Origin of the sequence: Nitrincola sp. A-D6 (assembly GCF_000764495.1) — a bacterium.
Lineage (GTDB): Bacteria > Pseudomonadota > Gammaproteobacteria > Pseudomonadales > Balneatricaceae > Nitrincola.
Genome location: NZ_JRLB01000028.1, coordinates 1 through 23,331, shown reverse-complemented (window position 1 = coordinate 23,331; position 23,331 = coordinate 1). Strand labels below are relative to the sequence as shown.

General features: G+C 53.0%; 21 protein-coding genes, 1 tRNA gene and 2 pseudogenes. 15 read left to right on the top strand and 9 right to left on the bottom strand.

The features are described 5' to 3' along the window. Complete coding sequence (arsJ, locus tag LH51_RS05630; RefSeq protein WP_036520604.1) at positions 1-1,218, top strand: organoarsenical effux MFS transporter ArsJ; 1,218 nt, start codon at positions 1-3, stop codon at positions 1,216-1,218. Here the strand turns inward: arsJ and LH51_RS05625 are convergent. The 4 genes from LH51_RS05625 to LH51_RS05610 form a co-directional block, all read right to left on the bottom strand. After that, entirely contained in the window at positions 1,183-2,109 is a 927-nt protein-coding gene (locus LH51_RS05625; protein WP_268746527.1) for a cation diffusion facilitator family transporter, read from the bottom strand. The two genes, arsJ and LH51_RS05625, sit on opposite strands and share 36 nt — an antisense overlap. A gap of 97 nt (positions 2,110-2,206) precedes the next feature. Next, entirely contained in the window at positions 2,207-2,719 is a 513-nt protein-coding gene (locus LH51_RS05620; RefSeq protein ID WP_144244186.1) for a hypothetical protein, read from the bottom strand. Between the two features lie 87 nt (positions 2,720-2,806). Then, positions 2,807-3,370, bottom strand: a complete 564-nt coding sequence (locus LH51_RS05615; protein ID WP_036520599.1) for an RNA polymerase sigma factor — start codon at positions 3,368-3,370, stop codon at positions 2,807-2,809. A 63-nt stretch (positions 3,371-3,433) separates the two neighbouring features. Next, positions 3,434-3,685 carry a carboxymuconolactone decarboxylase family protein gene (locus LH51_RS05610; RefSeq protein ID WP_036520598.1) on the bottom strand — a complete coding sequence of 84 codons (252 nt, stop codon included), beginning with the start codon at positions 3,683-3,685 and terminating at the stop codon, positions 3,434-3,436. A 146-nt stretch (positions 3,686-3,831) separates the two neighbouring features. Between LH51_RS05610 and arsH the strand changes: the two genes are divergently transcribed. Continuing rightward, positions 3,832-4,542 (top strand): arsenical resistance protein ArsH, encoded by a 711-nt coding sequence (gene arsH / locus LH51_RS05605; protein ID WP_036520596.1) that lies wholly within the window; start codon positions 3,832-3,834, stop codon positions 4,540-4,542. A gap of 228 nt (positions 4,543-4,770) precedes the next feature. Here the strand turns inward: arsH and LH51_RS05600 are convergent, their stop codons facing one another. Genes LH51_RS05600 through LH51_RS05595 form a run of 3 tightly spaced genes read right to left on the bottom strand, consistent with a single transcriptional unit; the run spans position 4,771 to position 6,909 of the window. Continuing rightward, complete coding sequence (locus LH51_RS05600) at positions 4,771-5,721, bottom strand: glutamine synthetase family protein (protein ID WP_327124361.1); 951 nt, start codon at positions 5,719-5,721, stop codon at positions 4,771-4,773. Beyond that, positions 5,690-6,118, bottom strand: coding sequence for a hypothetical protein (locus tag LH51_RS24075; RefSeq protein WP_327124359.1), 429 nt, complete (start codon positions 6,116-6,118; stop codon positions 5,690-5,692). Before LH51_RS24075 ends, LH51_RS05600 begins: the two co-directional genes overlap by 32 nt. Next, positions 6,115-6,909: a gamma-glutamyl-gamma-aminobutyrate hydrolase family protein gene (locus LH51_RS05595; protein WP_200881882.1), complete on the bottom strand. Its 795-nt coding sequence runs from the start codon at positions 6,907-6,909 to the stop codon at positions 6,115-6,117. The genes LH51_RS24075 and LH51_RS05595 overlap by 4 nt, the downstream gene beginning before the upstream one ends. A 323-nt stretch (positions 6,910-7,232) precedes the next feature. On the opposite strand from LH51_RS05595, the gene LH51_RS05590 reads away from it, so the two are divergent. The 8 genes and pseudogenes from LH51_RS05590 (at position 7,233) to hutH (ending at position 16,265) form a co-directional block, all read left to right on the top strand. Then, a complete protein-coding gene (locus LH51_RS05590; protein ID WP_036520594.1) occupies positions 7,233-8,597 on the top strand; it encodes a glutamine synthetase family protein in 1,365 nt (454 codons plus the stop codon). A gap of 24 nt (positions 8,598-8,621) precedes the next feature. Then, positions 8,622-9,920 carry an NAD(P)/FAD-dependent oxidoreductase gene (locus LH51_RS05585; protein ID WP_036520592.1) on the top strand — a complete coding sequence of 433 codons (1,299 nt, stop codon included), beginning with the start codon at positions 8,622-8,624 and terminating at the stop codon, positions 9,918-9,920. Positions 9,921-9,936: 16 nt separating this feature from the next. Further along, complete coding sequence (hutC, locus tag LH51_RS05580; protein ID WP_036520590.1) at positions 9,937-10,659, top strand: histidine utilization repressor; 723 nt, start codon at positions 9,937-9,939, stop codon at positions 10,657-10,659. 157 nt (positions 10,660-10,816) lie between these two features. Further along, positions 10,817-12,031, top strand: a complete 1,215-nt coding sequence (hutI, locus tag LH51_RS05575; protein ID WP_036520588.1) for an imidazolonepropionase — start codon at positions 10,817-10,819, stop codon at positions 12,029-12,031. Beyond that, positions 12,028-12,243: a hypothetical protein gene (locus tag LH51_RS22245; protein WP_235263549.1), complete on the top strand. Its 216-nt coding sequence runs from the start codon at positions 12,028-12,030 to the stop codon at positions 12,241-12,243. Before hutI ends, LH51_RS22245 begins: the two co-directional genes overlap by 4 nt. After that, a pseudogene (gene hutG, locus LH51_RS05570) lies at positions 12,243-13,010 on the top strand (formimidoylglutamase); the annotation flags it as partial. The gene LH51_RS22245 and the pseudogene hutG, both read left to right, overlap by 1 nt. Before the next feature lie 16 nt (positions 13,011-13,026). Then, positions 13,027-14,736, top strand: a complete 1,710-nt coding sequence (hutU, locus tag LH51_RS05565) for a urocanate hydratase (RefSeq protein WP_036520586.1) — start codon at positions 13,027-13,029, stop codon at positions 14,734-14,736. Continuing rightward, positions 14,733-16,265: a histidine ammonia-lyase gene (gene hutH, locus LH51_RS05560; protein ID WP_036520585.1), complete on the top strand. Its 1,533-nt coding sequence runs from the start codon at positions 14,733-14,735 to the stop codon at positions 16,263-16,265. Before hutU ends, hutH begins: the two co-directional genes overlap by 4 nt. 72 nt (positions 16,266-16,337) lie before the next feature. On the opposite strand, the gene LH51_RS05555 is transcribed toward hutH, so the two are convergent. Together LH51_RS05555 and LH51_RS05550 are read right to left on the bottom strand one after the other, a co-directional pair. Next, positions 16,338-16,625: an MGMT family protein gene (locus tag LH51_RS05555; protein ID WP_036520583.1), complete on the bottom strand. Its 288-nt coding sequence runs from the start codon at positions 16,623-16,625 to the stop codon at positions 16,338-16,340. 34 nt (positions 16,626-16,659) lie between these two features. Next, a pseudogene (locus tag LH51_RS05550) lies at positions 16,660-18,158 on the bottom strand (aldehyde dehydrogenase). A gap of 120 nt (positions 18,159-18,278) precedes the next feature. Between LH51_RS05550 and LH51_RS05545 the strand changes: the two are divergent. From LH51_RS05545 to LH51_RS05520, 5 genes are all read left to right on the top strand, one after another. Beyond that, positions 18,279-19,562 carry an NAD(P)/FAD-dependent oxidoreductase gene (locus tag LH51_RS05545; RefSeq protein WP_036520581.1) on the top strand — a complete coding sequence of 428 codons (1,284 nt, stop codon included), beginning with the start codon at positions 18,279-18,281 and terminating at the stop codon, positions 19,560-19,562. Positions 19,563-19,607: 45 nt separating this feature from the next. Then, positions 19,608-20,480 (top strand): N-carbamoylputrescine amidase, encoded by an 873-nt coding sequence (aguB, locus tag LH51_RS05540; RefSeq protein ID WP_036520579.1) that lies wholly within the window; start codon positions 19,608-19,610, stop codon positions 20,478-20,480. After that, positions 20,480-21,580 (top strand): agmatine deiminase, encoded by a 1,101-nt coding sequence (aguA, locus tag LH51_RS05535; protein WP_036520577.1) that lies wholly within the window; start codon positions 20,480-20,482, stop codon positions 21,578-21,580. The genes aguB and aguA overlap by 1 nt, the downstream gene beginning before the upstream one ends. A gap of 86 nt (positions 21,581-21,666) precedes the next feature. After that, positions 21,667-21,742: transfer RNA gene (locus LH51_RS05530), tRNA-Phe, on the top strand. Between the two features lie 284 nt (positions 21,743-22,026). Beyond that, positions 22,027-23,286, top strand: coding sequence for an MFS transporter (locus LH51_RS05520; RefSeq protein WP_036520573.1), 1,260 nt, complete (start codon positions 22,027-22,029; stop codon positions 23,284-23,286). The last annotated feature ends 45 nt before the right edge of the window (positions 23,287-23,331 follow it).

Sequence of the window (23,331 nt, the reverse complement as noted above, 5' to 3'; positions counted from 1 at the left end):
ATGTTAGCGCACTTGTCACCCGCGATACGCCAGTACCTCATTGTTACCGGTAATTACTGGGCCTTCACGCTGACCGATGGTGCGCTGCGCATGCTGGTGGTGCTCTACTTTAATCAGTTGGGCTACTCACCTTTACAGATCGCTATGCTGTTCGTGTTTTATGAAGTCTTCGGCGTAGTCACCAATCTGGTGGGTGGTTGGTTAGGCGCGCGTCTGGGGCTGAACCGCACCATGAATGTGGGGCTGGCACTGCAGGTTGTGGCACTGTTGATGCTCACCCTGCCCGCTGAGTACCTCACAGTAATCTGGGTGATGTTGGCGCAGGCCTTGTCGGGTATTGCCAAAGACCTGAACAAAATGAGCGCCAAAAGTGCCATCAAGCTGCTGGTACCTGAAGAGGCGCAGGGCACGCTGTTTAAGTGGGTGGCACTGTTAACCGGTTCGAAAAATGCACTGAAAGGGATAGGGTTTTTCCTCGGTGCGGTGTTGTTGAGTCTGCTCGGTTTTACCGGTGCCGTATTGGCCATGGCGCTGATGCTGGCGCTGGTATGGGTGATATCGGTGCGCCTGCTGCGCAATGATATGGGGCGGATGAAAAACAAGCCCAAGTTCCGTGAAGTATTTTCTAAAAGCCGGGCAATCAATGTGCTTGCGGCGGCGCGCATGTTTCTGTTTGCTTCCCGGGATGTCTGGTTTGTGATTGCACTGCCGGTGTTTTTGAAGGAAACCCTGGGCTGGGACTTCTGGCAAGTCGGCTTTTTTATGGCTTGCTGGGTGGTCGGCTATGGCATAGTGCAATCGCTGGCACCTTTGTTTACCGGTAAGCGCTCCGGACGCATCCCTGGCCGGGGTGCGGTAGTGGGCTGGGGAGCCGGGTTGGCGATTCTGCCGTTGTTGATTGCGCAGGGGATGGTGTTGCCGCTGGATACCACCTGGGTCATCGTGGTGGGGTTAATGGTGTTCGGCGCAGTGTTTGCGGTTAATTCATCGCTACACAGCTATCTGATCGTCAGTTATGCCCGCGGAGATGGCGTCTCCCTGGATGTCGGCTTTTACTACATGGCCAATGCGATGGGGCGGTTACTGGGAACCATCCTGTCCGGCTGGCTGTATATGGCCTATGGCCTGGTCACGTGTCTGGTGGTTTCTGCAGTGATGGTGTTGGCTGCGGTGTTAATCTCTTTAGCCTTGCCTGCTGGGCGACTGGCTGCTAATTGATGCACAGAGTTCAGATTCGCAATTTTTTGCATACTCCAGCGACTCCAGCTGCAGAGTGAAATGGTGTAGCTCAAATTGATGCTTAAGAAGTTCGCCCGCTTGATACAAAATGTGATTATGATCTTGATCTGATGTGACGACAAGGTGAGCGGTTAACGCGTTTTCACTTGTGGAGATCGCCCAGATGTGTAAATCATGAACTGAACATACCCCTGAAACTGTGTTTAAACTTGATTCGACTGAATTCAAATCAATATTGTCAGGTACACCATCAAATAACAAATGCAGTGACCGGCGGAACAAGGACCAAGTACTGATTACAATGATTAAGGCGATTAATAAGCTGACAACCGGATCTAGCCAACTCCAGCCTTTCCATAAGTAGAGTATCCCTGCAACCACAACGCCTGCTGATACCAATGCATCGGCAGCCATATGCAAAAATGCACCCCTGATATTGAGATCATTCTGACTGCCACGCATAAATAACCAGGCTGTTAGTGTATTAATGACCATACCTATAGCCGCAACAATAATAACGGTCATACCATCAACGCCAGTTGGTGTTGTGATTCGTCCTAGTGCTTCCCAGGAAAGAGCGCCCATTGCCACCAACAAAATGACAGCATTAATAAAACTGGCAATGATGGATCCTTTACGCCATCCGTAGCTGTGTTTTGAATTTGCCTTCAGGTTTGCGGCGCCAAAAGCAGCCCACGCCAATAATAAGCCGGCTACGTCACTTAGGTTGTGGCCAGCATCCGCCAAAAGTGCAAGAGACCCTGTTTGCCAACCATAATAGGCTTCTACCAGCACGAACCCCAGGTTGAGTAGTACGCCAATAGCAAATGCTCTGCCAAAGCTGGCGGGTGCATGGGAGTGTGATTGCACAGCGCTATCATGATGATGAGACAAGTAGTAATACTCTTTGAGTAATTTGGAAATATCAAATTATGTAATGTCAAAATTCAGCTAATAATTGTATCACTCACTCACTCACTGGGACCGCCTTCAATAAACTTTGGCCTGTTTGCTGAAGGTCTAGTATTTCCAGTCCACTTCCCTTAGCTCTCAGAATCCACTCCCATTGAAGGCTATCCCCGGAAGGTAGGAGGAGCGTACCGACTCTAAACTCACTACCGGCCTGTATCTCTTCCACTCGAACGACTTCCAGGGCTGTAACACCCCCTGCAAGAAGTTTATCCTGGAGATGGTTTTTCATGGTTTGCTGCCAATCGCTTCTGGTATCTTGCTCGGCAGCAAACCAGTCATCGCCATAAACACGAATAGCAGCAGCTCGCCAGTTGAATGCATTTATAAGGGTTGTTAACAATAGTTCGGGGTCACTTTCGGCATTACCGGATATGTCTTGAATAAATTGTGAAGCCTGTTGCTGACTCACCTGGAGCTTACCGCCAGAAAAAAAGCCATCAAACGGGTCGGCAAAAACGAGGCTGGAAGCCAAGAGTAACGCAACACAAAACCAGCTCTTTATCAGCATTAACCTTAACATGTAACACCTATGATATTTGAATATCAATATATACTAATCTTATGGATATGACTTTGGCAACCAGGCCTGTTGTTTTCATTTCTTGGGATCACAGCGAAATACGTTTTGATTATCGTGATAAAAGTCACACTGACCTATCAGCACGGTCCTGAGCTTGGCACGTGCTCGGTGAATCCTGACTTTGGCTGTTGTTACTGAGCAGTTACACACCTCGGCTATTTGTCGGGTTGTAAAGTCTTCCAGATCACGGAGAATGAGAGCTACACGGTAGGGTTCGGGCAAGGTGTCGATAAAATTACGGATGCATTCATTCATCTCACTTTCGACCAAGCGTTCATCAATGTCGCTCTCAGTATCCAGGGGCTCCTCTAGCTCATTCAGTGTGATCATATTTTTTGTCTGATCTGGGTGGCGAAGGTAATCTGCCACGATATGGCGGGCAATAGAAAATGCCCAGGTTTTGACGGTTGATCGTCCAGCAAAAGATGATAAACCCCTGTTAATACGTATCAGGGTTTCTTGTAATAGATCTTCAGCCACTGTCTGATTACCGATACTTTGCTCGATAAAGTGCTGGATAGATAACCTTAACCCATGGTCGATGTCATCGAACATGGGTTGTTTATACTCGCTGCTCACTTCTTGCTTCTTGATAGGCGGCTCCGTGATAAAATGCCTGATATGAAAGCATTCAATATATGTTTAACAACATTCAGCTTTTGTTTCAGTAGTAGCTATCTCTGTGGGTAGTAGATTTTTGGCAGTTTCCAGAACTTTTTTGGCTGGTACCTGGCGAACCTTATCGGCGAGGAGAATTACATCGTGAATCTCCTGATCTGTAAGGCCCGCTTTGCGTGCTTGAGGAATATGGTATTCGATGCAGGGTACACAGTTACTACCCAGCGCAGCACCAAGGGCAACAAGTTCAGTTTCTCTAGAGTTTAAATGGCTCATAATACTTTCCTTAAATTATTAATCAAAGCAGGTAATAATCTGTACTCATCTACTTAGACGTATTTTTTAACGAAAAGGTTACACTCAAATGCTGTAAGCAGGTAACAACCTGATACACCTACTATTTACTGGAGCAATTGAAAGTGATGCATGATTTAGTGAATGTCGATCACAAACTACTACACAAGCCAGACAACGAAAAGGTATTTCAAAACACACCCAGTGAGCACAAACCACGTATTTTGTTACTGTATGGATCCTTGCGTCAGCGCTCATTCAGTCGCTTAGTGACAGAAGAGGCGGCTCGATTACTGCAGGCTATGGGTGCTGAAACACGCATCTTTGATCCAGCAGGTTTGCCTTTACCCGATAGCGAAGAAGCCACTCATCCCAAAGTGGCTGAGCTGCGTGATTTGGTGCAGTGGTGTGAAGGGATGGTTTGGTGTTCACCCGAACGTCATGGTTCAATGACAGGCATCATGAAAGCACAAATCGACTGGATACCCCTGTCATTGGGTGCTGTCAGACCGACTCAAGGGAAAACCTTAGCGGTTATGCAGGTGTGTGGTGGCTCACAATCTTTTAATACAGTGAATCAACTGCGTGTGTTGGGCCGTTGGATGCGAATGCTCACCATCCCGAATCAGTCATCTCTAGCGAAGGCATTCCTGGAATTCGATGACAAGGATCGCATGAAACCTTCCGCCTATTACGATCGAATCGTTGATGTGATGGAAGAGTTAGTTAAGTTCACGCTGCTGGTGCGTGATCGAACCGATTATTTTGTCGATCGATACTCTGAACGCAAAGAGTCGGCAGACGCCTTGTCGGCAAGAGTGAATCAGAAATCTATCTAGGAGGCTGTCCGAGAACAGACTGACCTACTGCGGAAAAGCCGTTTTGGTCACTTTTTGAGCTATTTTTCGTTAAATAGAACCACTATTCGCCTCAAAATAGCTCAAAAACTGCCTCAAAACGGTCTTTCCCTCGCTACGGTCGCTATTCTCGGACAGCCTCCTAGTTAAAACATATTTAACATAGTCTGACGTAAAAAAAACCTGAAATTTTATGCTGTGGTTGCCGAATTAAACAGATAACAGCAGAAACTCACGCTCCCAGGAGCTGATAACCTGCTTGAAATTCTCATGTTCCACGCGCTTCACAGCAATATAGCCCTTCACAAACTCGGGGCTCAGGTATTCACGGATCACTTTGGAGTGTTCCATACGTTCCAGAGCCGCCTCTAAGGTCAGGGGTAGACGCAGATTGCGGCGCTCGTAGGCACGTCCTTGAACCGGCGCTGACGGGTTGATTTTTTTCATCATACCCAGATAACCGCACAGCAGACTGCCAGCAATGGCCAGATAGACATTGGCATCAGCACCCGGCAAACGGTTTTCCACCCGACGGTTCTGTGAATCGGAATCAGGTACGCGCAGCCCACAGGTACGGTTCTCCAGTCCCCACTCTACGTTAACTGGCGCCGAGGTATCCGGCAGAAAACGGCGGAAGGAGTTCACATTGGGTGCCAACAGCGGCAGAATTTCCGGAATATACTTCTGTAATCCGCCGATGTGGTGTAAAAACAACTCGCTCATTTTGCCCTGTGCATCAGAGAAGATCGACTCACCTGTGTTCAGATCCACCACGCTCTGATGCAGGTGCATCGCGCTGCCCGGTTCATTACTGACCGGTTTGGCCATAAAGGTTGCTGCCACATCATGTTTCAGCGCGGCTTCACGCATAGTACGCTTAAATACAAACACCTGATCAGCCAGTGACAAAGGATCACCATGACGGAAATTGATCTCCATCTGTGCCGTACCTTCCTCATGAATCAGGGTATCTATATCCAGCCCCTGAAGCTCACACCAGTCATACATATCCTCAAACAAGGGATCGAACTCATTGGCGGCATCAATGGAGAAGGATTGACGTCCGGTTTCCTGACGCCCTGAACGTCCGATGGGCGGCTGCAAGGGCAGATCCGGGTCTTCGCAGCGCTTAGTGAGGTAGAATTCCATTTCCGGTGACACTATCGGCTTCCAGCCCTGATCCTGATATAGGCGCAATACTTTTTTTGAGCAAATTGCGCGGTGACAGGTTGATCGGCAAGCCATTGCGGTCATAACAGTCATGAATTACCTGCGCCGTAGGCTCCAAGGCCCAGGGGATCAGGAATATAGCATCCGGATCCGGGTGACAAATCATGTCAATATCGGCCGGATCCAGCAGATCGTAGTAAATATCATCTTCAACATAATCGCCTGTCACCGTTTGCAGCAGAATACTTTCAGGCAGGCGCATGCCTTTTTCAGCAATAAACTTGGATACCGGGGTAATTTTACCCCGCGCTATACCATTGATATCACTTACTACACATTCTATTTCGGTGATCTGATTCTCTTTCATCCAGTCTTCAAGTTGCTTCATAAAATCTCTGCCGTATTTTGTTTGCCAGTCCTGTTAGCCGTACGTTCAATATGCCTTTGACGACAGGCGTCTCCAAATGCCTTCAGAATAGCGCGGTAAAAAGGAAACTCTCCTACCCCCTCATCCGGTTGCCACTGCCACTCCGGATGCCACTGTACCGCTAAAGCAAAGCACCGGGCTTGTTTTACTGAGAACGCCTCAATCAGACCATCATCTGCCAGCGCTTCTACCTGCAAACCAGGCGCTAGTTTGTGAACACCCTGACCATGCAAGGAATTCACCAGTACTTCCGTCGCGCTGGGCCAGATACTGGCCAATACACCACCGGCCTGCAGGGTGATCCTGTGCGCCAAGGTATTATATTGTGCGTTGATTGAAGTGGTTTTGTCTTCGCGATGATCGCGATAGCCCTCAACCTCATGTACCTTCTGATACAGCGTGCCACCCAGCGCCACGTTCATCTCCTGGAATCCACGACAGATTCCCAGAATCGGCACACCGGCTTTTACCGCCGCCCGAATCAGTGGCAGGGTAGTCGCATCACGCTGAGGATCGTGCTCCGATCCTGGATCGCTGGGCTCGCCATCATAGTGATGCGGTTCAATATTGGAAGGGGAGCCAGTGAGCAACAATCCATCCAGTTGCTCCAGCAGTTGTTCCAGCGGTATCTGCTCACCCAAAGCCGGAATGACCAGGGGTATACCACCGGCACCTTCAGAGACAGCACGCACATATTTTTCGCCAACAATAAAAAAAAGGGTGTTTTTCAGGTAGGCGCTGACTGCATGCATTAACTCCGATCAGTGGTAGAGGCGATAAGGAAACGGGTAGATCGGATGACATAAAATTCCTGATTAAATAATTAATAGCGAAAAGCCTGGTGACATCTGAGTTAAACTTGTAGCGCGACTGCGTACGCTTATCAAGGGGCTCAGGGCTGTTTAGGCGAATATTTTTTCACTTGGCATTATGTTGTATACCTGCCGTTAGTAACGCTTGTAGCAACTAACTCAATTGTTGACAGCCTTTGATTATTAGAATTAACTCACGGTTGATTATTCTGCTGACAAACTAAGTCATCGCACAACTACCAACGGATATAAAGGTTTCCCTTATGGGTTCGGGTTCAGAACAAGCCACTATTTTTCTGCAGGAACATCCGGAGCTGCAGTTTGTTGATCTTCTAATTGCTGACATGAACGGCATTGTCCGTGGCAAACGGGTTGACCCTGGCGCACTGCTCAAGGTTTTTGACAAGGGTGTGGCACTACCCGCATCGATTTTCGCGCTAAATATTCAGGGCACCACTGTCGAAGAAACCGGGCTGGGCCTGGATATAGGTGAAGCAGACCGCATCTGCCTGCCGATTCCCGACACGCTGAACATGGAACCCTGGCAAAAGCGCCCAACCGCGCAACTGCTCATGACCATGTATGAGCTGGACCGTGAAACACCCTTCTTTGCCGACCCCCGCGTGGTGCTGCAAAATGTTGTGGAGCGCTTCAAAGAACTGGAGTTAACACCCGTTACCGCGTTTGAACTGGAGTTTTACCTGATTGATCAGGAAAATATCTCCGGTCGTCCTCAGCCACCCAAATCACCCATTTCCGGCAAGCGACCGGCCAGCGTTCAAGTCTATTCAATTGATGACCTGGACGAGTATGCCGAATTTCTGGCTGACGTACTGGATGCCGCCCATGAGCAGGACATTCCAGCCGATGCACTGGTGGCTGAATCAGCACCCGGACAGTTTGAAGTCAACCTGCACCACGTCGATGACCCGATCAAAGCCTGTGATTACGCTACACTACTCAAACGTCTGATCAAAAATATGGCCTATGACCATGAAATGGACACCACCTTCATGGCCAAGCCCTACCATGACCAATCGGGTAGCGGTATGCACCTGCATGTCAGCCTGATAGACAAGGACGGCCACAATATTTTTGCCGGAAACCCGGAAGAGCCCAATGATATGTTGCGCTGGGCGGTCGGTGGATTGCTGGCCACCATGAACGACGCCATGGCCTTGCTCTGCCCGAATATCAATTCCTACCGACGTTTTAGCCCGGAATACTATGTACCCAGCGCACCCACCTGGGGGGTGGATAACCGCACCACCGCATTGCGTCTACCCGGTGGTGATCCGGAGGCTCTGCGAATCGAACACCGCATAGCGGGTGCTGATGCCAATCCTTACCTGTTGATGGCCGCCGTGTTAACGGGTATTCACTTCGGCATTACCCACAAGATTGAGCCCGCCGAAATCACCATCGGCAATGCGCATGAACAGCATGATTCCTCATTGATCAACAACCTGCGCGACGCCCTGAGGGAGCTGGAAGACTCCCCGGTAATGCAGGAGTATCTTGGGTATAAGTTCCTGAAAATCTTTGTCGCCTGTAAAGAGCACGAATTGACTGAGTTTGAGCATACCATCTCGGATCTGGAATACCTCTGGTATCTACATACGGTCTGACCACACCAGCAGGGCATTATCGGCATGATTACAGCAACTGAACACACCAATTCCTGGTACGCGGCAACCCGTAACAGCCAACGCACCTGGCCTGCGTTGCAGACAGCTCTGGATGTGGATATTTGTGTCGTCGGGGCTGGATTTACCGGTATTAATACTGCCCTGGAGTTAGCGCAGCGCGGCTTTAGTGTGGTACTTCTGGAAGCCCACCGGATCGGCTGGGGTGCCTCTGGCCGCAATGGCGGTGAATTGATTCGTGGCGTAGGCCACGAGCTGGATCAGTTCCGCAACACCCTCGGTGACGAAGGCGTGCTGGCACTCAAACAGATGGGTACCGAAGCGCTGGAGCTGGTCAAGCAGCGCATCCAGACCCACCAGATCGACTGTGATCTGGTACTGGGCTATGCCGACCTGGGCACAAACCTAAAGCACCGCAAACAGCTGGATGAAGAGCTGGAAGAACTACAAGCAATTAATTATCCGCACCCACTGCACTTGCTGGAACCGGCTGAACTGAAACAGCAGGTGGTTGATTCGGATTTCTATACTGGCGCCCTAGTCGACGAAGGCAGCGGCCATTTGCATCCGCTCAACCTGTTACTGGGTGAAGTCAGTGTAGCAGAACAGCTAGGCGTGCAGGTGTTCGAGCAATCGCCAGTCATCCGACTAGAGAAGGGTGACAGGCCAGTGGTGCATACCGCACAGGGCCAGGTACGCTGCAACCGAGTGGTGCTGGGCTGTAACGGCTATCTAAGCCCCGATCTGGAGCCCTGGCTAGGCGGTAAAATTCTGCCTGCCGGCAGCTACGTCATCGCCACTGAACCGCTGCCAGCTGAGCTCTGTGAACAACTCATGCCAGGCCGCAAGGCGGTGGCTGATATGCGTAGCACTCTCGACTATTACCGTATCAGCCAGGACAACCGTCTGATTTTTGGTGGTCTGTGCACCTACAGCGGCAAAGACCCCAGGGACATTGCCGCTGCACTGCAACCCAATATCGCCAAGGTCTTCCCACAACTGGGGCCAGTTAAAGTGGATTACCAATGGGGTGGCATGCTGGGCATTGGCGCCAACCGACTGCCGCAGATAGGCCAGTTACCGGACTGTCCGGCGATTTACTTCGCTCAGGCCTATGCTGGACATGGTGTCAACGCCACCCACTTAGCGGCCCGCATACTGGCCGAAACCATCAGTGGTGAAACCGACGAGCGTTACCGCTTGTTTGCTCAGGTTAACCACCTGACATTCCCGGGTGGACGCTACCTGCGCACCCCTCTGCTAGCGACGGGCATGCTGTGGCACCGTCTCAAGGAGCTGTTCTAAAAAAACAGGAGCCTATGTGAGCAATCAAACACCACGCTTTTTACAGATTAAACAGTTCCTGCTGGACGCTATCCATGCGGGCCAGTTTGCTGTGCACCATAAGATACCGCCAGAGGAGCAACTGGCGCGGGATTTTGGCGTCAGCCGCATGACCGCCAACAAGGCAATTCGCGACCTGGTTCAGGAGGGCTACCTGGTCCGTCAGGCGGGTCTTGGCACCTTTGTCACCGACCGAAAGTCGGAATCACCGCTGGCAGAAGTCAACAATATTGCTGAAGAGGTCCGCTTGCGTGGTCATCAATACAGTAATTCCGTACTGGTTTGTGAAGAAGTCAGCGCAAACGATGAGATCGCCCTGCGTCTGGGTGTACGTGTCGGTAGCCGGGTGTACCACAGCATTATCGTACACCGGGAAAATAACATACCTATCCAGTTAGAAAACCGTTACGTAAACCCCCGCTGGGTACCGGATTACCTGACCTCCGACTTTTCCCGACAAACACCGAATGAAATATTGGTGTCTACCTGTCCGATTACCGATCTTGAACATGTGGTTGAAGCTATCCTCCCGGATGCCCGGTCAGCTGAATGGCTGGATACATCGGAACAACAACCTTGCTTAAGCATGGTCCGGCGTACCTGGTCGGGTGATCATCTGATCAGCTATGCCCGGCTACTGCATCCTGGTGACCGCTACAAGCTGCGTTCTTCAAGCGGAAACCCTTCTACTCGCCAGTAATTTTTCACCCTCCCGTATTTGTATATACATTAATAATTTAGCTATTTCCTGGCATTTATTACCACCCAACAAGCATAAAAAGCCTAACCCGAATACTTGACAGATCTGCTCAGATGAGCAATTGTATATACAAATATAACAACAACTGGAGTCTGACATGTGCAGTCAAACCGTCAAGCGCTACCTATGGCAAGACATCATTCTGTTTGATGGCCTGAAAACCCATGTCGAAGCAATGGCCGTTCTGGTTGAAGGCACAAGTATCCAACAGATCTATCCCATGTCACAACTGCCCGCAGGTCTGGGAGATAGTGTCGATAAAGTCTTTCAAGGTGGTGTAATAACGCCGGGACTGATTGATTGTCACACCCATCTGGTCTTTGCGGGTTCACGCGCAGATGAATTTGAACAACGCCTTGAAGGTACCAGCTACGCCGAGATTGCCCGACGTGGTGGCGGCATTCTGAGCACGGTCAGTGCAACGCGGGCCGCCGCAGAGCAGGCTTTAATCGATGCCACGCTGCCGCGCATTCAAGCCTTGATCGATGACGGTGTCACCACGATTGAGATCAAATCGGGCTATGGCCTGAATCTGGAAGACGAATTAAAAATGCTGCGTGTCGCACGCCGCCTGGGAGAGATGTTACCGATTCATGTTGTTACCACCTTGCTGGCTGCACATGCCCTGCCGCCAGAGTATCAACAGGATGCCGATGGTTACATCGACCTGATCTGCGATGAGATTATTCCCAGGGCCGCCGCTGAAAAGCTGGCCGATGCTGTTGACGTCTTTTGTGAAGGCATAGGCTTCAGTCCCGCTCAATGTGAACGTGTCTTTCAAGCAGCGCAACACTACCAGTTACCCGTTAAAGCCCACGCTGAGCAGCTATCGAACCTGGGGGCCGCTGCTTTGACTGCGCGCTATCAGGGCTTGTCGGCTGATCATATTGAATGCCTGGATGAACCTGGCGTCGCGGCGATGGCCAGGTCCGGCACAGTAGCAACGCTGCTACCCGGTGCTTTTTACACCTTGAGAGACACCCAGGTGCCGCCCATTGACCTGCTGCGTCAGTACCAGATTCCTATGGCCGTTGCGACCGATGGCAACCCAGGCTCATCGCCTATTTTTCAGCTCAGCCTGATGCTGAATATGGCCTGTACACTGTTCCGACTGACACCCACCGAAGCCTTGCAGGGCGTAACCCACCATGCGGCCCTCGCACTGGGGCTTTCGCAGACAGCCGGTTTCCTGTCCCCAGGCCGGGCTGCTGACTTCTGTGTCTGGAACGTCAACCACCCGGCAGAGCTGGCCTATGCCATTCAACCCGGCCGCCTGAAACAGCGCATTTTCAATGGGGAGATTACAGCATGACACTCAGAACAGCAGACACACTCATGGCTTGCTGGGCAGGCCGTCATGACCCTGAACCCAACAGCCTGCGCTGGCACCAGAAAATTCAATCTGTTCAGCCAGACAGCCCGCCTGGCATAGCCTTGCTGGGCTTCCCCTGTGATGCTGGCGTACAGCGAAATCAGGCCGCCGCGGCGCCGCACTTGGCCCACAGGCACTTCGCCAGCAGCTAGGCAATCTGCCTTGGCTACAAACAGCTCCCTTGTATGAATGTGGTGACATCGTCTGTGAACAGGATGACTTAGAGCAAGCCCAGGCTGAGCTTGCGGATCATGTAGCCTTGCGGCTGAACCAGGGACACCTGCCCATCCTGCTTGGTGGGGGACATGAAATCGCTTTTGCCAGTTGGTCTGGCTTAGCCAAGCACCTGGGAGCCGCAGCAGACAAACCGCGGATCGGCATCATTAATTTCGATGCCCACTTTGACTTGCGTGATCCGCACTGTCAGCCAACTTCATCAGGAACACCCTTTGCCCAAATAGCTGAAGTATGTGCTCACAATCTCTGGATGTTCCACTACGCTTGCCTGGGCGTCAGTCGCATGAGCAACACTCCAGCCCTGTTTGCACGTGCAGAAGCGCTCGACGTATGTTTCGAAGAGGATCGGCAGATGACGCTGCTACAGCTCCCGGAACTGCACCAGCGTCTCAAAGATTTTATCAACCAGTGTGATCATCTCTATCTGACTATCGATCTGGATGTGTTTCCAGCGGCTCAGGCGCCAGGTGTAAGCGCCCCTGCTGCACGAGGTGTCAGCCTGGAAGTTATAGAACCGCTGATTATACAGATACGCGACAGCGGCAAGCTGCGGCTCATGGACCTGGCCGAACTGAACCCTGAACTGGATATTGATGCACATACTGCACGTTTGGGTGCTCGTCTGATTCATCAGATGACCCAAAGTCCTACAGCCAATCAATCATTACCAACTCAACAATAACAATGAGGAGAATTGTATGAATGCCCCACCGGCCCATACACAAGACCTGCGTCACGATGCTACACGCATCATCCATGCCCCCACCGGCAGTACACTGAGCTGCAAAAACTGGTTGACCGAAGCGGCCCTGCGCATGCTGATGAACAACCTGGATCCTGACGTAGCCGAACGCCCTGAAGACCTGGTGGTGTATGGCGGCATAGGGCGTGCTGCACGCGATTGGCCCTGCTTCGACAAAATTGTTGAGGTACTCAAGCGTCTGGAAATGGATGAAACGCTGCTGATACAGTCTGGCAAGCCGGTTGGGGTGTTCAAAACCCATGCAGATGCACCGCGCGTCTTGATTGCTAACTCAAACCTGGTTCCTCACTGGGCCAACTGGGAGCATTTCAATGAGCTGGATCGCAAAGGGTTGATGATGTATGGGCAGATGACGGCTGGCTCCTGGATCTACATAGGCTCTCAGGGGATCGTACAGGGCACCTACGAAACCTTTGTGGAAGCAGGGCGCCAACACTATGATGGCAAGCTGAAAGGCCGCTGGATTCTAACCGCCGGATTAGGCGGCATGGGCGGCGCTCAGCCACTGGCCGCGACACTGGCAGGTGCCTGCTCACTCAATATCGAATGTCAGCAAAGTAGTATCGATTTTCGCCTGCGCACCCGCTATCTGGATGAGCAGGCCAAAGACCTTGATGACGCACTGGAACGCATCAAACACTACACAGCAGCCGGTCAGGCTGTCTCTATCGGGCTGTGCGGCAATGCAGCCGATATACTGCCGGAGTTGATACGCCGGGGTGTGCGCCCCGATATGGTCACAGATCAGACCAGTGCCCACGACCCCTTGCACGGCTACCTGCCTTCCGGCTGGAGCTGGGATGAATATGTTGCACGTGGCAAAACCGAAGCGAATGTTGTGATCAAAGCCGCCAAGCAATCGATGGCCGTTCATGTTCAGGCCATGCTGGCCTTCCAGCAGCAAGGCATACCCACCTTCGACTATGGCAACAATATTCGCCAAATGGCCAAGGAGGAGGGTGTAAACAATGCATTTGATTTCCCCGGCTTCGTACCCGCTTATATACGTCCGCTATTTTGCCAGGGCATAGGCCCGTTCCGTTGGGCGGCGCTTTCCGGTGACCCGGAAGACATCTACAAGACCGACGCCAAGGTCAAAGAACTGATTCCGGATAACCCACAGCTGCACAACTGGCTGGACATGGCGCGTGAGCGCATCAGCTTCCAGGGTCTTCCTGCACGTATCTGCTGGGTGGGTTTGAAAGACCGGGTGCGCCTGGGACAGGCCTTCAATGAGATGGTACGCAAAGGGGAACTTAAAGCCCCCGTAGTGATTGGCCGGGATCATCTCGATTCAGGTTCAGTCGCCAGCCCTAACCGTGAAACGGAAAGCATGCTGGATGGCTCCGATGCAGTTTCCGATTGGCCGCTACTGAACGCACTGTTGAACACCGCCGGTGGCGCTACCTGGGTGTCCCTGCACCATGGCGGTGGTGTAGGCATGGGCTTCTCGCAGCACGCAGGTGTGGTAATAGTCGCTGATGGAACCGATGCCGCGCATGCGCGCCTGGGCCGCGTCCTGCGCAACGACCCAGGCACAGGGGTGATGCGTCATGCTGATGCGGGCTATGCTATTGCCAAAGACTGCGCTCAGGACAACGGCCTGGATCTTCCGATGATCACGACGCAGGGAGATGTAAAATGAATACACTAGGCATTCAACCTGGACAGATGACACTGGCGCAACTGCGACAGGTCTACACCCAGCCAATCAAGATTGAGCTACCGGCCAGTGCCAATTCAGCCATTGAAGCATCGGTTGCCTGCGTTAACCGGGTGGTTGCTGAAGATCGCACGGTATACGGCATCAATACGGGCTTTGGCCTGCTGGCACAAACGCGTATCAAACATGAAGATCTGGAGAGCCTGCAGCGTTCACTGGTACTGTCACATGCAACCGGACTCGGTAATGCCATCTCTGATGAGCTGGTACGGCTAATCATGGTACTCAAGGTTAACAGCCTGGCACGGGGCTTTTCCGGCATTCGTCGTAGCGTATTAGACGCGCTGATCAGGCTGATCAATCTGGAAATTTACCCCTGCATTCCTTTACGTGGCTCTGTCGGGGCCTCCGGCGACCTGGCACCCCTGGCGCACATGAGCGCCGTGCTACTGGGAGAGGGGCGTGCACGTTACCGTGGTGAATGGATCAGTGCAATGCAAGCCCTTGAAGTAGCGGGGCTGCAACCCTTGTCCCTGGCACCCAAAGAAGGACTGGCGCTGCTCAACGGCACGCAGGTGTCAACGGCCTATGCCTTGCGCGGCCTGTTTGAAGCTGAAGATCTCTATGCTGCAGCCACCGTGTGTGGCTCACTCACGGTTGAGGCCACCCTGAGCTCACGCAGCCCTTTTGATGCACGCATCCACGCCATACGTGGACAGCAGGGCCAGATCGATGCCGCTGCCGCCTATCGACATCTGTTACAGGAACGCAGCGCAATCAGTGACTCTCACAGCCATTGCGACAAGGTGCAAGACCCTTATTCATTGCGTTGTCAGCCGCAGGTCATGGGCGCCTGCCTGACTCAGATACGCCAGGCTGCCGAGGTGCTGCTGGTTGAAGCCAATGCCGTGTCCGATAATCCGCTGGTGTTCGCCGAGTCCGGCGACATTATTTCCGGTGGCAATTTCCATGCTGAGCCTGTGGCCATGGCTGCCGACAATCTGGCGCTGGCGATTGCAGAAATCGGTTCACTGACTGAACGACGTATTTCCTTGATGATGGATAAGCACATGTCTCAGTTACCGCCATTTCTGGTTGAAAACGGCGGGGTCAATTCCGGCTTTATGATTGCGCAAGTCACGGCGGCTGCCCTGGCCAGCGATAATAAGGCGCTGTCTCATCCACACAGTGTCGATAGCCTGCCGACGTCCGCCAACCAGGAAGACCATGTGTCCATGGCACCGAATGCCGGCAAACGCCTGTGGGAAATGGCTGAGAATACCCGCGGTGTACTGGCAATCGAGTGGCTGGCAGCCTGCCAGGGCCTGGAATTCCGCAAAGGACTCAAAACCACCGCATCACTGGAACAGGCACGTGTCTGGTTACGTGAACAAGTCAGCTACTATGATAAGGATCGCTTTTTTGCGCCCGATATCCAGGCAGCCATCGACTTGCTGCTCACCCAGCGTTTAAGCAGTCTGGTACCGCCATCTCTGCTACCCAGCCTGTAAGCACAAACCTATACAAATCCCCCTGCCCGGTTTTGGGCAGGGGGATTTTATTTCAGTTTGTTTCAGGAAGACTTACAGAAAATAACCTTTGGGTACCCGGTTACCCTGCAACAAAATCCCATCCGCTAACAGCCGCGCACGTTGCTCGGCGGCGCCAGCATGATCGGCAAGCTGGCCATCGCTTCGAATCACTCGATGCCAGGGCAGAGTCGTGCCTTGCGGCAAGTTAGCCATAGCCCGCGCCACCATGCGTGCATTAACGCCGTCGAGTTGCTGCGCCAGCCCGCCATAACTGATCACCCGATCCGGTGGCAAGGCATCTAACAGGGTATAGAGTTGTGTTTTCCAGTCGCTCTCCACGCACTCACCTTAAACTATAAGTAAGCACTTACACTCAGTAAAGCTCAATCCAGGTTGCCTTCAACTCGGTGTACTTGTCGAAAGCATGCAGGGATTTATCACGGCCATTGCCAGACTGTTTGAAGCCACCAAAGGGGGCCGTCATATCACCACCATCATAATGGTTGATCCACACACTACCGGCACGCAGTGCTTTAGCGGTTTTGTGTGCTTTGTTAATATCGGCAGTCCAAACCGCAGCGGCCAGTCCATAGATAGAATCATTGGCAATCGCAATTGCCTCGTCTGCCGTTTCAAAGGGAATCACCGATAGCACCGGTCCAAAGATCTCTTCAGCCGCAATTTTCATCTGATTGGTTACATTATCAAACAGCGTAGGCTGCACGAAGAAACCACCACTATCCTGCAGCACCTGGCTTCCACCCTCTGCCAGGGTCGCACCTTCCTGTACACCTGCTTCGATATAACCGATAACCCGTTCCAGTTGCTGCTGATCGACTATGGCGCCACAGGTGGTTTGTGGATCCAGTGGATGACCCGGCTGCCAGGCTTTCAATGCCTTGGCCACGCGTAAGACAAAATCGTCTTTAATGCTGGCTTCCACCAACAAACGACTACCCGCGGTACAGACTTCTCCCTGATTGAAGGCAATGGCCGATGCCGCTTCAGTGGCGGCACGATCCAGATCCGGGGCATCGGCAAAGACGATATTCGGGCTCTTGCCACCCGCTTCCAGCCACACGCGCTTCATATTCGACTCACCCGCATAGATCAGTAACTGCTTGGCCACACCGGTGGAGCCGGTAAACACCAGACAGTCAACATCCTGATGCAGCGCCAAGGCCTTGCCCACGGTATGTCCGTAACCGGGCAACACATTGAATACGCCATCGGGGATACCAGCTTGCTGTGCCAGCGCCGCCAGACGGATAGCGCTCAATGGCGATTTTTCCGAAGCTTAAGGATAACCGAGTTACCCGTCGCCAGCGCAGGTGCCAGCTTCCAGGCCGCCATAATCAGCGGAAAATTCCAGGGTACGATAGCCGCCACCACACCGATGGGTTCACGGGTGACCATGCCTATCTGATTCGCCGGTGTCGGTGCCAGCTCGTCGTATACCTTGTCGATCGCCTCGGCTGTCCAACTGATGGCACGCGCTGTCGCCGGTACATCACCTTTAAAGGCATGGCTGATCGGTTTGCCCATATCCAGGGTTTCCAGCAACGCCAGCTCTTCACGGTTTTCCAGTATCAGCTCGGCAAAACGTAGCAGCACCTTCTTGCGTTTCGCCGGAGCCAACTGGCTCCAGACACCGGATTCAAAGCTCTGCCGGGCTGCAAGCACCGCGATGTCGGCATCAGCCTGATCACAACTGGCAACCTCTGTCAGCGTTTTTCCATCCACCGGGCTGATGGATGCAAAGGTTTCACCGGAGACCGCCGGGCAATAATGACCGTTAATAAATGCCTGTCCATTAAATTCCAGAGTAGATGCCAGTGCTTGCCACTCCTGACGCGTTTTAGGTGTAGACATAAGTACCTCGTAAGCTGAAGATATGAAACAATCATAGCAGGTTAATTCAGCCAGTAACCTGCTTTCAAGATAGGTTTTTCTGGCATAGACTGACAGCTAATTTCCGACAGTGAGGTTGTGATGACAGCTTTTGATCCGGTTCCATCCTATTATGCCGCCTCGGCCAATCCCACACCGCCCAGACCCGCCCTGCAAGGCCAGGTCGAAGCGGATGTGTGTGTGATAGGTGCAGGCTATACCGGCCTTTCTACAGCGCTGTTTCTGGCTGAAGCTGGCTATAAAGTGGTCGTACTTGAAGCCGCCAGCGTCGGCTGGGGCGCTTCCGGGCGCAATGGCGGGCAGATCGTCAACAGCTATAGCCGTGACCTCGATGCAATCGAAAAGCAGGCCAGCCCAGGCAACCTCAAGCTATTGGCAGAAATGGCCTTTGAAGGTGCACAGATCATTCGCCAACGGGTTAAAGATTATGCTATTGACTGTGACCTGAAAGAGGGCGGTGTTATGGCCGCTATCACCAACCAACAACTGAAGCACCTGGAATCCCAGCAAAGGCTCTGGAAAAAGTACGGTTATGATCAACTGGAACTGATGGATGCCAAGGGCATTCGTGGTGTTGTAGACAGCGAACGCTATGTCGGCGGGGCACTGGATCATACCGGTGGGCATATCCATCCACTGAATCTGGCACTGGGGGAGGCCGCTGCCCTGGAATCACTCGGTGGAAAAATCTACGAATATTCTGCCGTCACCCAGATCAAACCCGGAGAGCCGGTAGAGCTGGTCACCGCACAGGGTTCTGTGAAGGCCCGCTTTGCTGTGGTGGCGGGTAATGCCTATCTTGGCGATCTGCTGCCACAACTGGCGTCGAAATCCATGCCTTGCGGCACTCAAGTAATTACCACCGAACCCCTGAGCGACGAGCAAGCCGCGCGCTTAATCCCGCAAGACTACTGTATTGAAGACTGCAACTACCTGCTGGACTACTACCGTTTGTCCGGTGACAAGCGCCTGATCTACGGTGGTGGTGTTATCTATGGTGCCAGAGACCCTGCCGATATAGAGCGGATTATTCGCCCGAAAATGCAACAAACCTTCCCGGAGCTGGCCAATATCAAGGTGGATTACGCCTGGACGGGTAACTTTCTACTCACCCTGTCACGCCTGCCGCAGATGGGCCGAATCGGCAGCAACATCTACTACTCACAAGGCTGCTCAGGTCACGGGGTCACCTTTACCCACGTTGCGGGCAAATCCCTGGCACTGGCGATACAGGGCCAGGCCGAACGCTTTGACGCCTTTGCCAGTCTGCCACACTATCCTTTCCCGGGTGGGCGTTTATTCCGCGTGCCTTTTACCGCCATGGGAGCGCTCTACTACAATTTGCGTGACCGGCTAGGCATTTAATTCGGGAATATATTTCAGGGGTTTAATTCAGGAGAGTGTTTTACTATGCGTACAGTCAGCGTTGCTGCCACCCAGATGTCCTGCGGTTGGGATGTTGAAGAGAATATAGCCAGTGCCGAAGCCCTGGTTCGCCAGGCCCATGCACAAGGGGCGCAGATCATTCTGCTACAGGAGCTCTTTGAACGCTGCTACTTCTGTCAGAAGCAAATTTATGACTACCTGACCTTCGCTACCAGCGTAGAAGACAACCCGGCCATTGCCCATTTCAGCCGCATTGCCGCCGAACTGCGGGTGGTTTTGCCGATCAGCTTTTATGAGCGCTGCAACAACGCCTATTACAACAGCATCGCCATTATCGATGCCGATGGCAGCCTGCTGGGTATCTACCGCAAAAGCCATATACCCGATGGACCGGGTTATTCAGAGAAATTCTATTTCACCCCCGGCGACACCGGTTTCAAGGTCTGGGATACCGCTTATGGCCGTATCGGTGTGGGTATCTGCTGGGATCAGTGGTATCCGGAGTGCGCGCGGGCCATGGCGCTGATGGGTGCTGAGCTGCTGTTTTATCCCACTGCTATCGGCAGCGAACCGCAAGACCCCAGCCTGGACTCTCGCGATCACTGGCAGACCGTGCAGTGTGGCCATGCCGGTGCCAATCTGGTACCGCTGATCGCCAGCAACCGCACCGGCATAGAAAGCGAAGGCGACTCATCCATTACTTTCTATGGCTCTTCATTTATTGCCGATGAAGCCGGCAAAAAAGTAGCCGAGCTGGATCGCGACAGCAGCGGTGTCCTGGTACACAGCTTTGACCTCGACGCCATAGCTCACAAACGGCATAGCTGGGGCATCTTCCGTGACCGCCGACCTGACCTGTTTTCGGTGCTATTAACCAAAGACGGAAAAACCCACTAATGAGTAGCCGGACCTTAAATACCACACCGCGCCAGGACGACTTCAGCATGCCAGCTGAATGGCACCCCCATGCCCAAACCTGGATGATCTGGCCGGAACGCCCAGACAACTGGCGCCTGGGCGCAAAACCGGCACAACAAGCCTTTGCTGCCGTTGCACGCGCCATCGCCGAATTCGAACCCGTCACGATTGGCGTGTCAGCCGCTCAGTATGAGAATGCCGCGGCGCAACTGGCTGAAGCCCCTGGTATACGGCTTATCGAGCTATCCACTAACGATTCATGGATGCGCGATACCGGCCCAACCTTTGTACGCAACCCGACAGGGGAGCTGCGCGGAATAGACTGGCAATTTAACGCCTGGGGCGGGCTGAACGGTGGCCTCTACTTCCCTTGGGACAAGGATGATCAGGTTGCCCGCAAAGTCCTGCAGGTTGAAGGTTTAAGCCGTTACCGCACTGACTTTGTCCTGGAAGGTGGTGCCATTCACGTGGATGGTGAAGGCACCCTGCTGACTACCGAGGCCTGCCTGCTGAACCCCAATCGTAACCCGCACCTCAGCCGTGCCGATATCGAAGCGCAACTGAGCGACTACCTGGGTATCGACAAGGTACTTTGGCTACCACGGGGCATCTTTGAGGATGAAACCGACGAGCATGTGGATAATATCGCCTGCTTTATCGCCCCTGGCGAAGTGCTGCTGGCCTGGACAGATGATACCCAGGACCCGCAATACGCCCATTCACAGGCAGCACTGGACTACCTCAGCCAGCAGACCGATGCCCAAGGGCGGCCACTCACAGTGCACAAGCTGCCCCTGCCTGGCCCACTCTATATGACCGCCGAAGAAGCGGAGGGCGTCGATCCGATAGATGCCACCCAACCCCGCCAGGCTGGCAATCGTCTGGCAGGCAGTTATATCAACTTTCTGTTCTGTAACGGCGGCATCGTCATGCCCGGTTTCAACGACCCGATGGATGCCGAAGCCCTGCGCATTATCCAGTCACTCTGTCCCAACCATCGCGTGGTGCAGGTTCCAGGACGGGAAATACTCCTCGGTGGCGGTAATATTCATTGTATTACTCAACAACAGCCCCGCTGAAGGGGCTTTTATGCAAAAAAACATAAGTATTTCAGTAAAGGTGTTGACGTAAGGGCTCAAATTTAATTTAATACGCGCCTCGGTTAGCCCGGATAGCTCAGTCGGTAGAGCAGAGGATTGAAAATCCTCGTGTCGGTGGTTCGATTCCGCCTCCGGGCACCATTTATTTGTGTGCCTGCTTTAATAAAATCATCCGCAACATTTCTGTAAAAAATTTCATCCCCAAACGCCTCTTTTTTTAAAGCCCTGCTTTAAAATTCTTGCATAGTTTCTGACCGGTTTTCCTGTGATTCTCTACTTCAGGCCTGCTCAAAGCCTCAAGTTTCAATACCGCTGCACCCCCTGTCGTAAACAGACAAAATTGCGCCGCTACAGCGATGCTAACCTCAACCTGTCCGTGCGACGCTCTCGTTTTTACACGATGTACCAACGCGCGAGGGTGTTTCATGGTTAAAATGCTGTCCGGAGTCTGGCCTCTGCTGCTCGGTATCGTGCTTATTATGCTGGGCAACGGCATGCACTTCACCCTGATCGGCCTGCGTGGCGGGATCGAGGGATTCTCGTCCGCTGAACTGGCTATTGTCACTTCAGGCTACTTTGTCGGCTTTTTGTCGGGTGCCCGCATCTCCCCGGTAATGATCCGCCGAGTGGGACATGTGCGCGTATTTGCCGCACTGGGCAGTTTTATGTCTGCAGGGTTGATCGCTTTGCCTCTGCTGACTGAACCCTGGGCCTGGACACTGCTACGGGTGCTAATAGGCTTCTGTATGTCAGGCATCTACGTCACCGCCGAAAGCTGGCTCAATGATGCCGCCACCAACGAAACACGCGGCAAGGTCCTCTCAGCCTACATGATTGCTCAGACGCTTGGCATCATCGGTGCACAGGGGCTGCTGACACTGGGCGATGCGGCGACATCAGTGCTCTTTATCGGCGCCTCAATCCTGGTATCCATCTCCTTTGCACCCATCCTGCTGACCGTGACCCATGTGCCTGCTGTCGAAGTCGCAAGACCAATGCGCTTACGTGATCTGTTTTCAGGCTCGCCCCTCGGCACCGTAGGAATTTTTCTGCTGGGCAGTGTTTACGCAACCCAGACAGGCATGGGCGCGGTCTTCGGTACACAGATTGGACTAACAACCGGTCAGATAGCACTGTTCGTTGCCATGCTGTTTGCCGGGGCACTGGTGCTGCAATACCCTATAGGCTGGCTGTCAGACCGAATGGATCGACGTAAACTGATCTTTATGGCAGCCACGCTTGGAGCCACATCCTGCATCCTGGGCTGGCTCTCCGATGGCGATTTCAGGCTGTTACTGGCATCGGCCTTTTTGGCTGGCGGTGTGACAACACCACTCTATGCCCTGTTTCTGGCTTACACTAACGATGCGCTTCCGGTCGAGCAGATGCCCGCCGCCTCAGGTGGACTGGTCTTCACCTTTGGCCTGGGCGCCATCACCGGCCCGCTGATCACCGGCTGGGCAATGCAGAAGCTGGGCCCTTTCGCATTCTGGCCGGTGCTGGGTGCAACCTTCGCCGCCATCGCCCTCTTTGCGCTTTATCGTATGACCCAGCGAGCCAGTGTACCTATGGAAGCAACCGAAAGTTATCTGGGCGTCATTCCCACCGCCTCACCCGTGGCAGTGGAGGCGGCGGGTGTCTGGGCTGTGGAACATGCAGAAGCTGAGCGAGAGGCTGAGGACTGAGGCTGAGGCTGAGGCTGGAGGCTGAGGCCGATGATGCACCTGATC

Bases quoted from the DNA above. Each gene is read 5' to 3' on its own strand.
- arsJ (WP_036520604.1), top strand. From the start codon at position 1: ATGTTAGCGCACTTGTCACCCGCGATACGCCAGTACCTCATTGTTACC.
- LH51_RS05620 (WP_144244186.1), bottom strand. From the start codon at position 2,719: ATGCTGATAAAGAGCTGGTTTTGTGTTGCGTTACTCTTGGCTTCCAGC.
- LH51_RS05610 (WP_036520598.1), bottom strand. From the start codon at position 3,685: ATGAGCCATTTAAACTCTAGAGAAACTGAACTTGTTGCCCTTGGTGCT.
- arsH (WP_036520596.1), top strand. From the start codon at position 3,832: ATGCATGATTTAGTGAATGTCGATCACAAACTACTACACAAGCCAGAC.
- LH51_RS24075 (WP_327124359.1), bottom strand. From the start codon at position 6,118: ATGAAGCAACTTGAAGACTGGATGAAAGAGAATCAGATCACCGAAATA.
- LH51_RS05595 (WP_200881882.1), bottom strand. From the start codon at position 6,909: ATGCATGCAGTCAGCGCCTACCTGAAAAACACCCTTTTTTTTATTGTT.
- LH51_RS05590 (WP_036520594.1), top strand. From the start codon at position 7,233: ATGGGTTCGGGTTCAGAACAAGCCACTATTTTTCTGCAGGAACATCCG.
- LH51_RS05585 (WP_036520592.1), top strand. From the start codon at position 8,622: ATGATTACAGCAACTGAACACACCAATTCCTGGTACGCGGCAACCCGT.
- hutI (WP_036520588.1), top strand. From the start codon at position 10,817: ATGTGCAGTCAAACCGTCAAGCGCTACCTATGGCAAGACATCATTCTG.
- LH51_RS22245 (WP_235263549.1), top strand. From the start codon at position 12,028: ATGACACTCAGAACAGCAGACACACTCATGGCTTGCTGGGCAGGCCGT.
- hutU (WP_036520586.1), top strand. From the start codon at position 13,027: ATGAATGCCCCACCGGCCCATACACAAGACCTGCGTCACGATGCTACA.
- hutH (WP_036520585.1), top strand. From the start codon at position 14,733: ATGAATACACTAGGCATTCAACCTGGACAGATGACACTGGCGCAACTG.
- LH51_RS05545 (WP_036520581.1), top strand. From the start codon at position 18,279: ATGACAGCTTTTGATCCGGTTCCATCCTATTATGCCGCCTCGGCCAAT.
- aguB (WP_036520579.1), top strand. From the start codon at position 19,608: ATGCGTACAGTCAGCGTTGCTGCCACCCAGATGTCCTGCGGTTGGGAT.
- aguA (WP_036520577.1), top strand. From the start codon at position 20,480: ATGAGTAGCCGGACCTTAAATACCACACCGCGCCAGGACGACTTCAGC.
- LH51_RS05520 (WP_036520573.1), top strand. From the start codon at position 22,027: ATGGTTAAAATGCTGTCCGGAGTCTGGCCTCTGCTGCTCGGTATCGTG.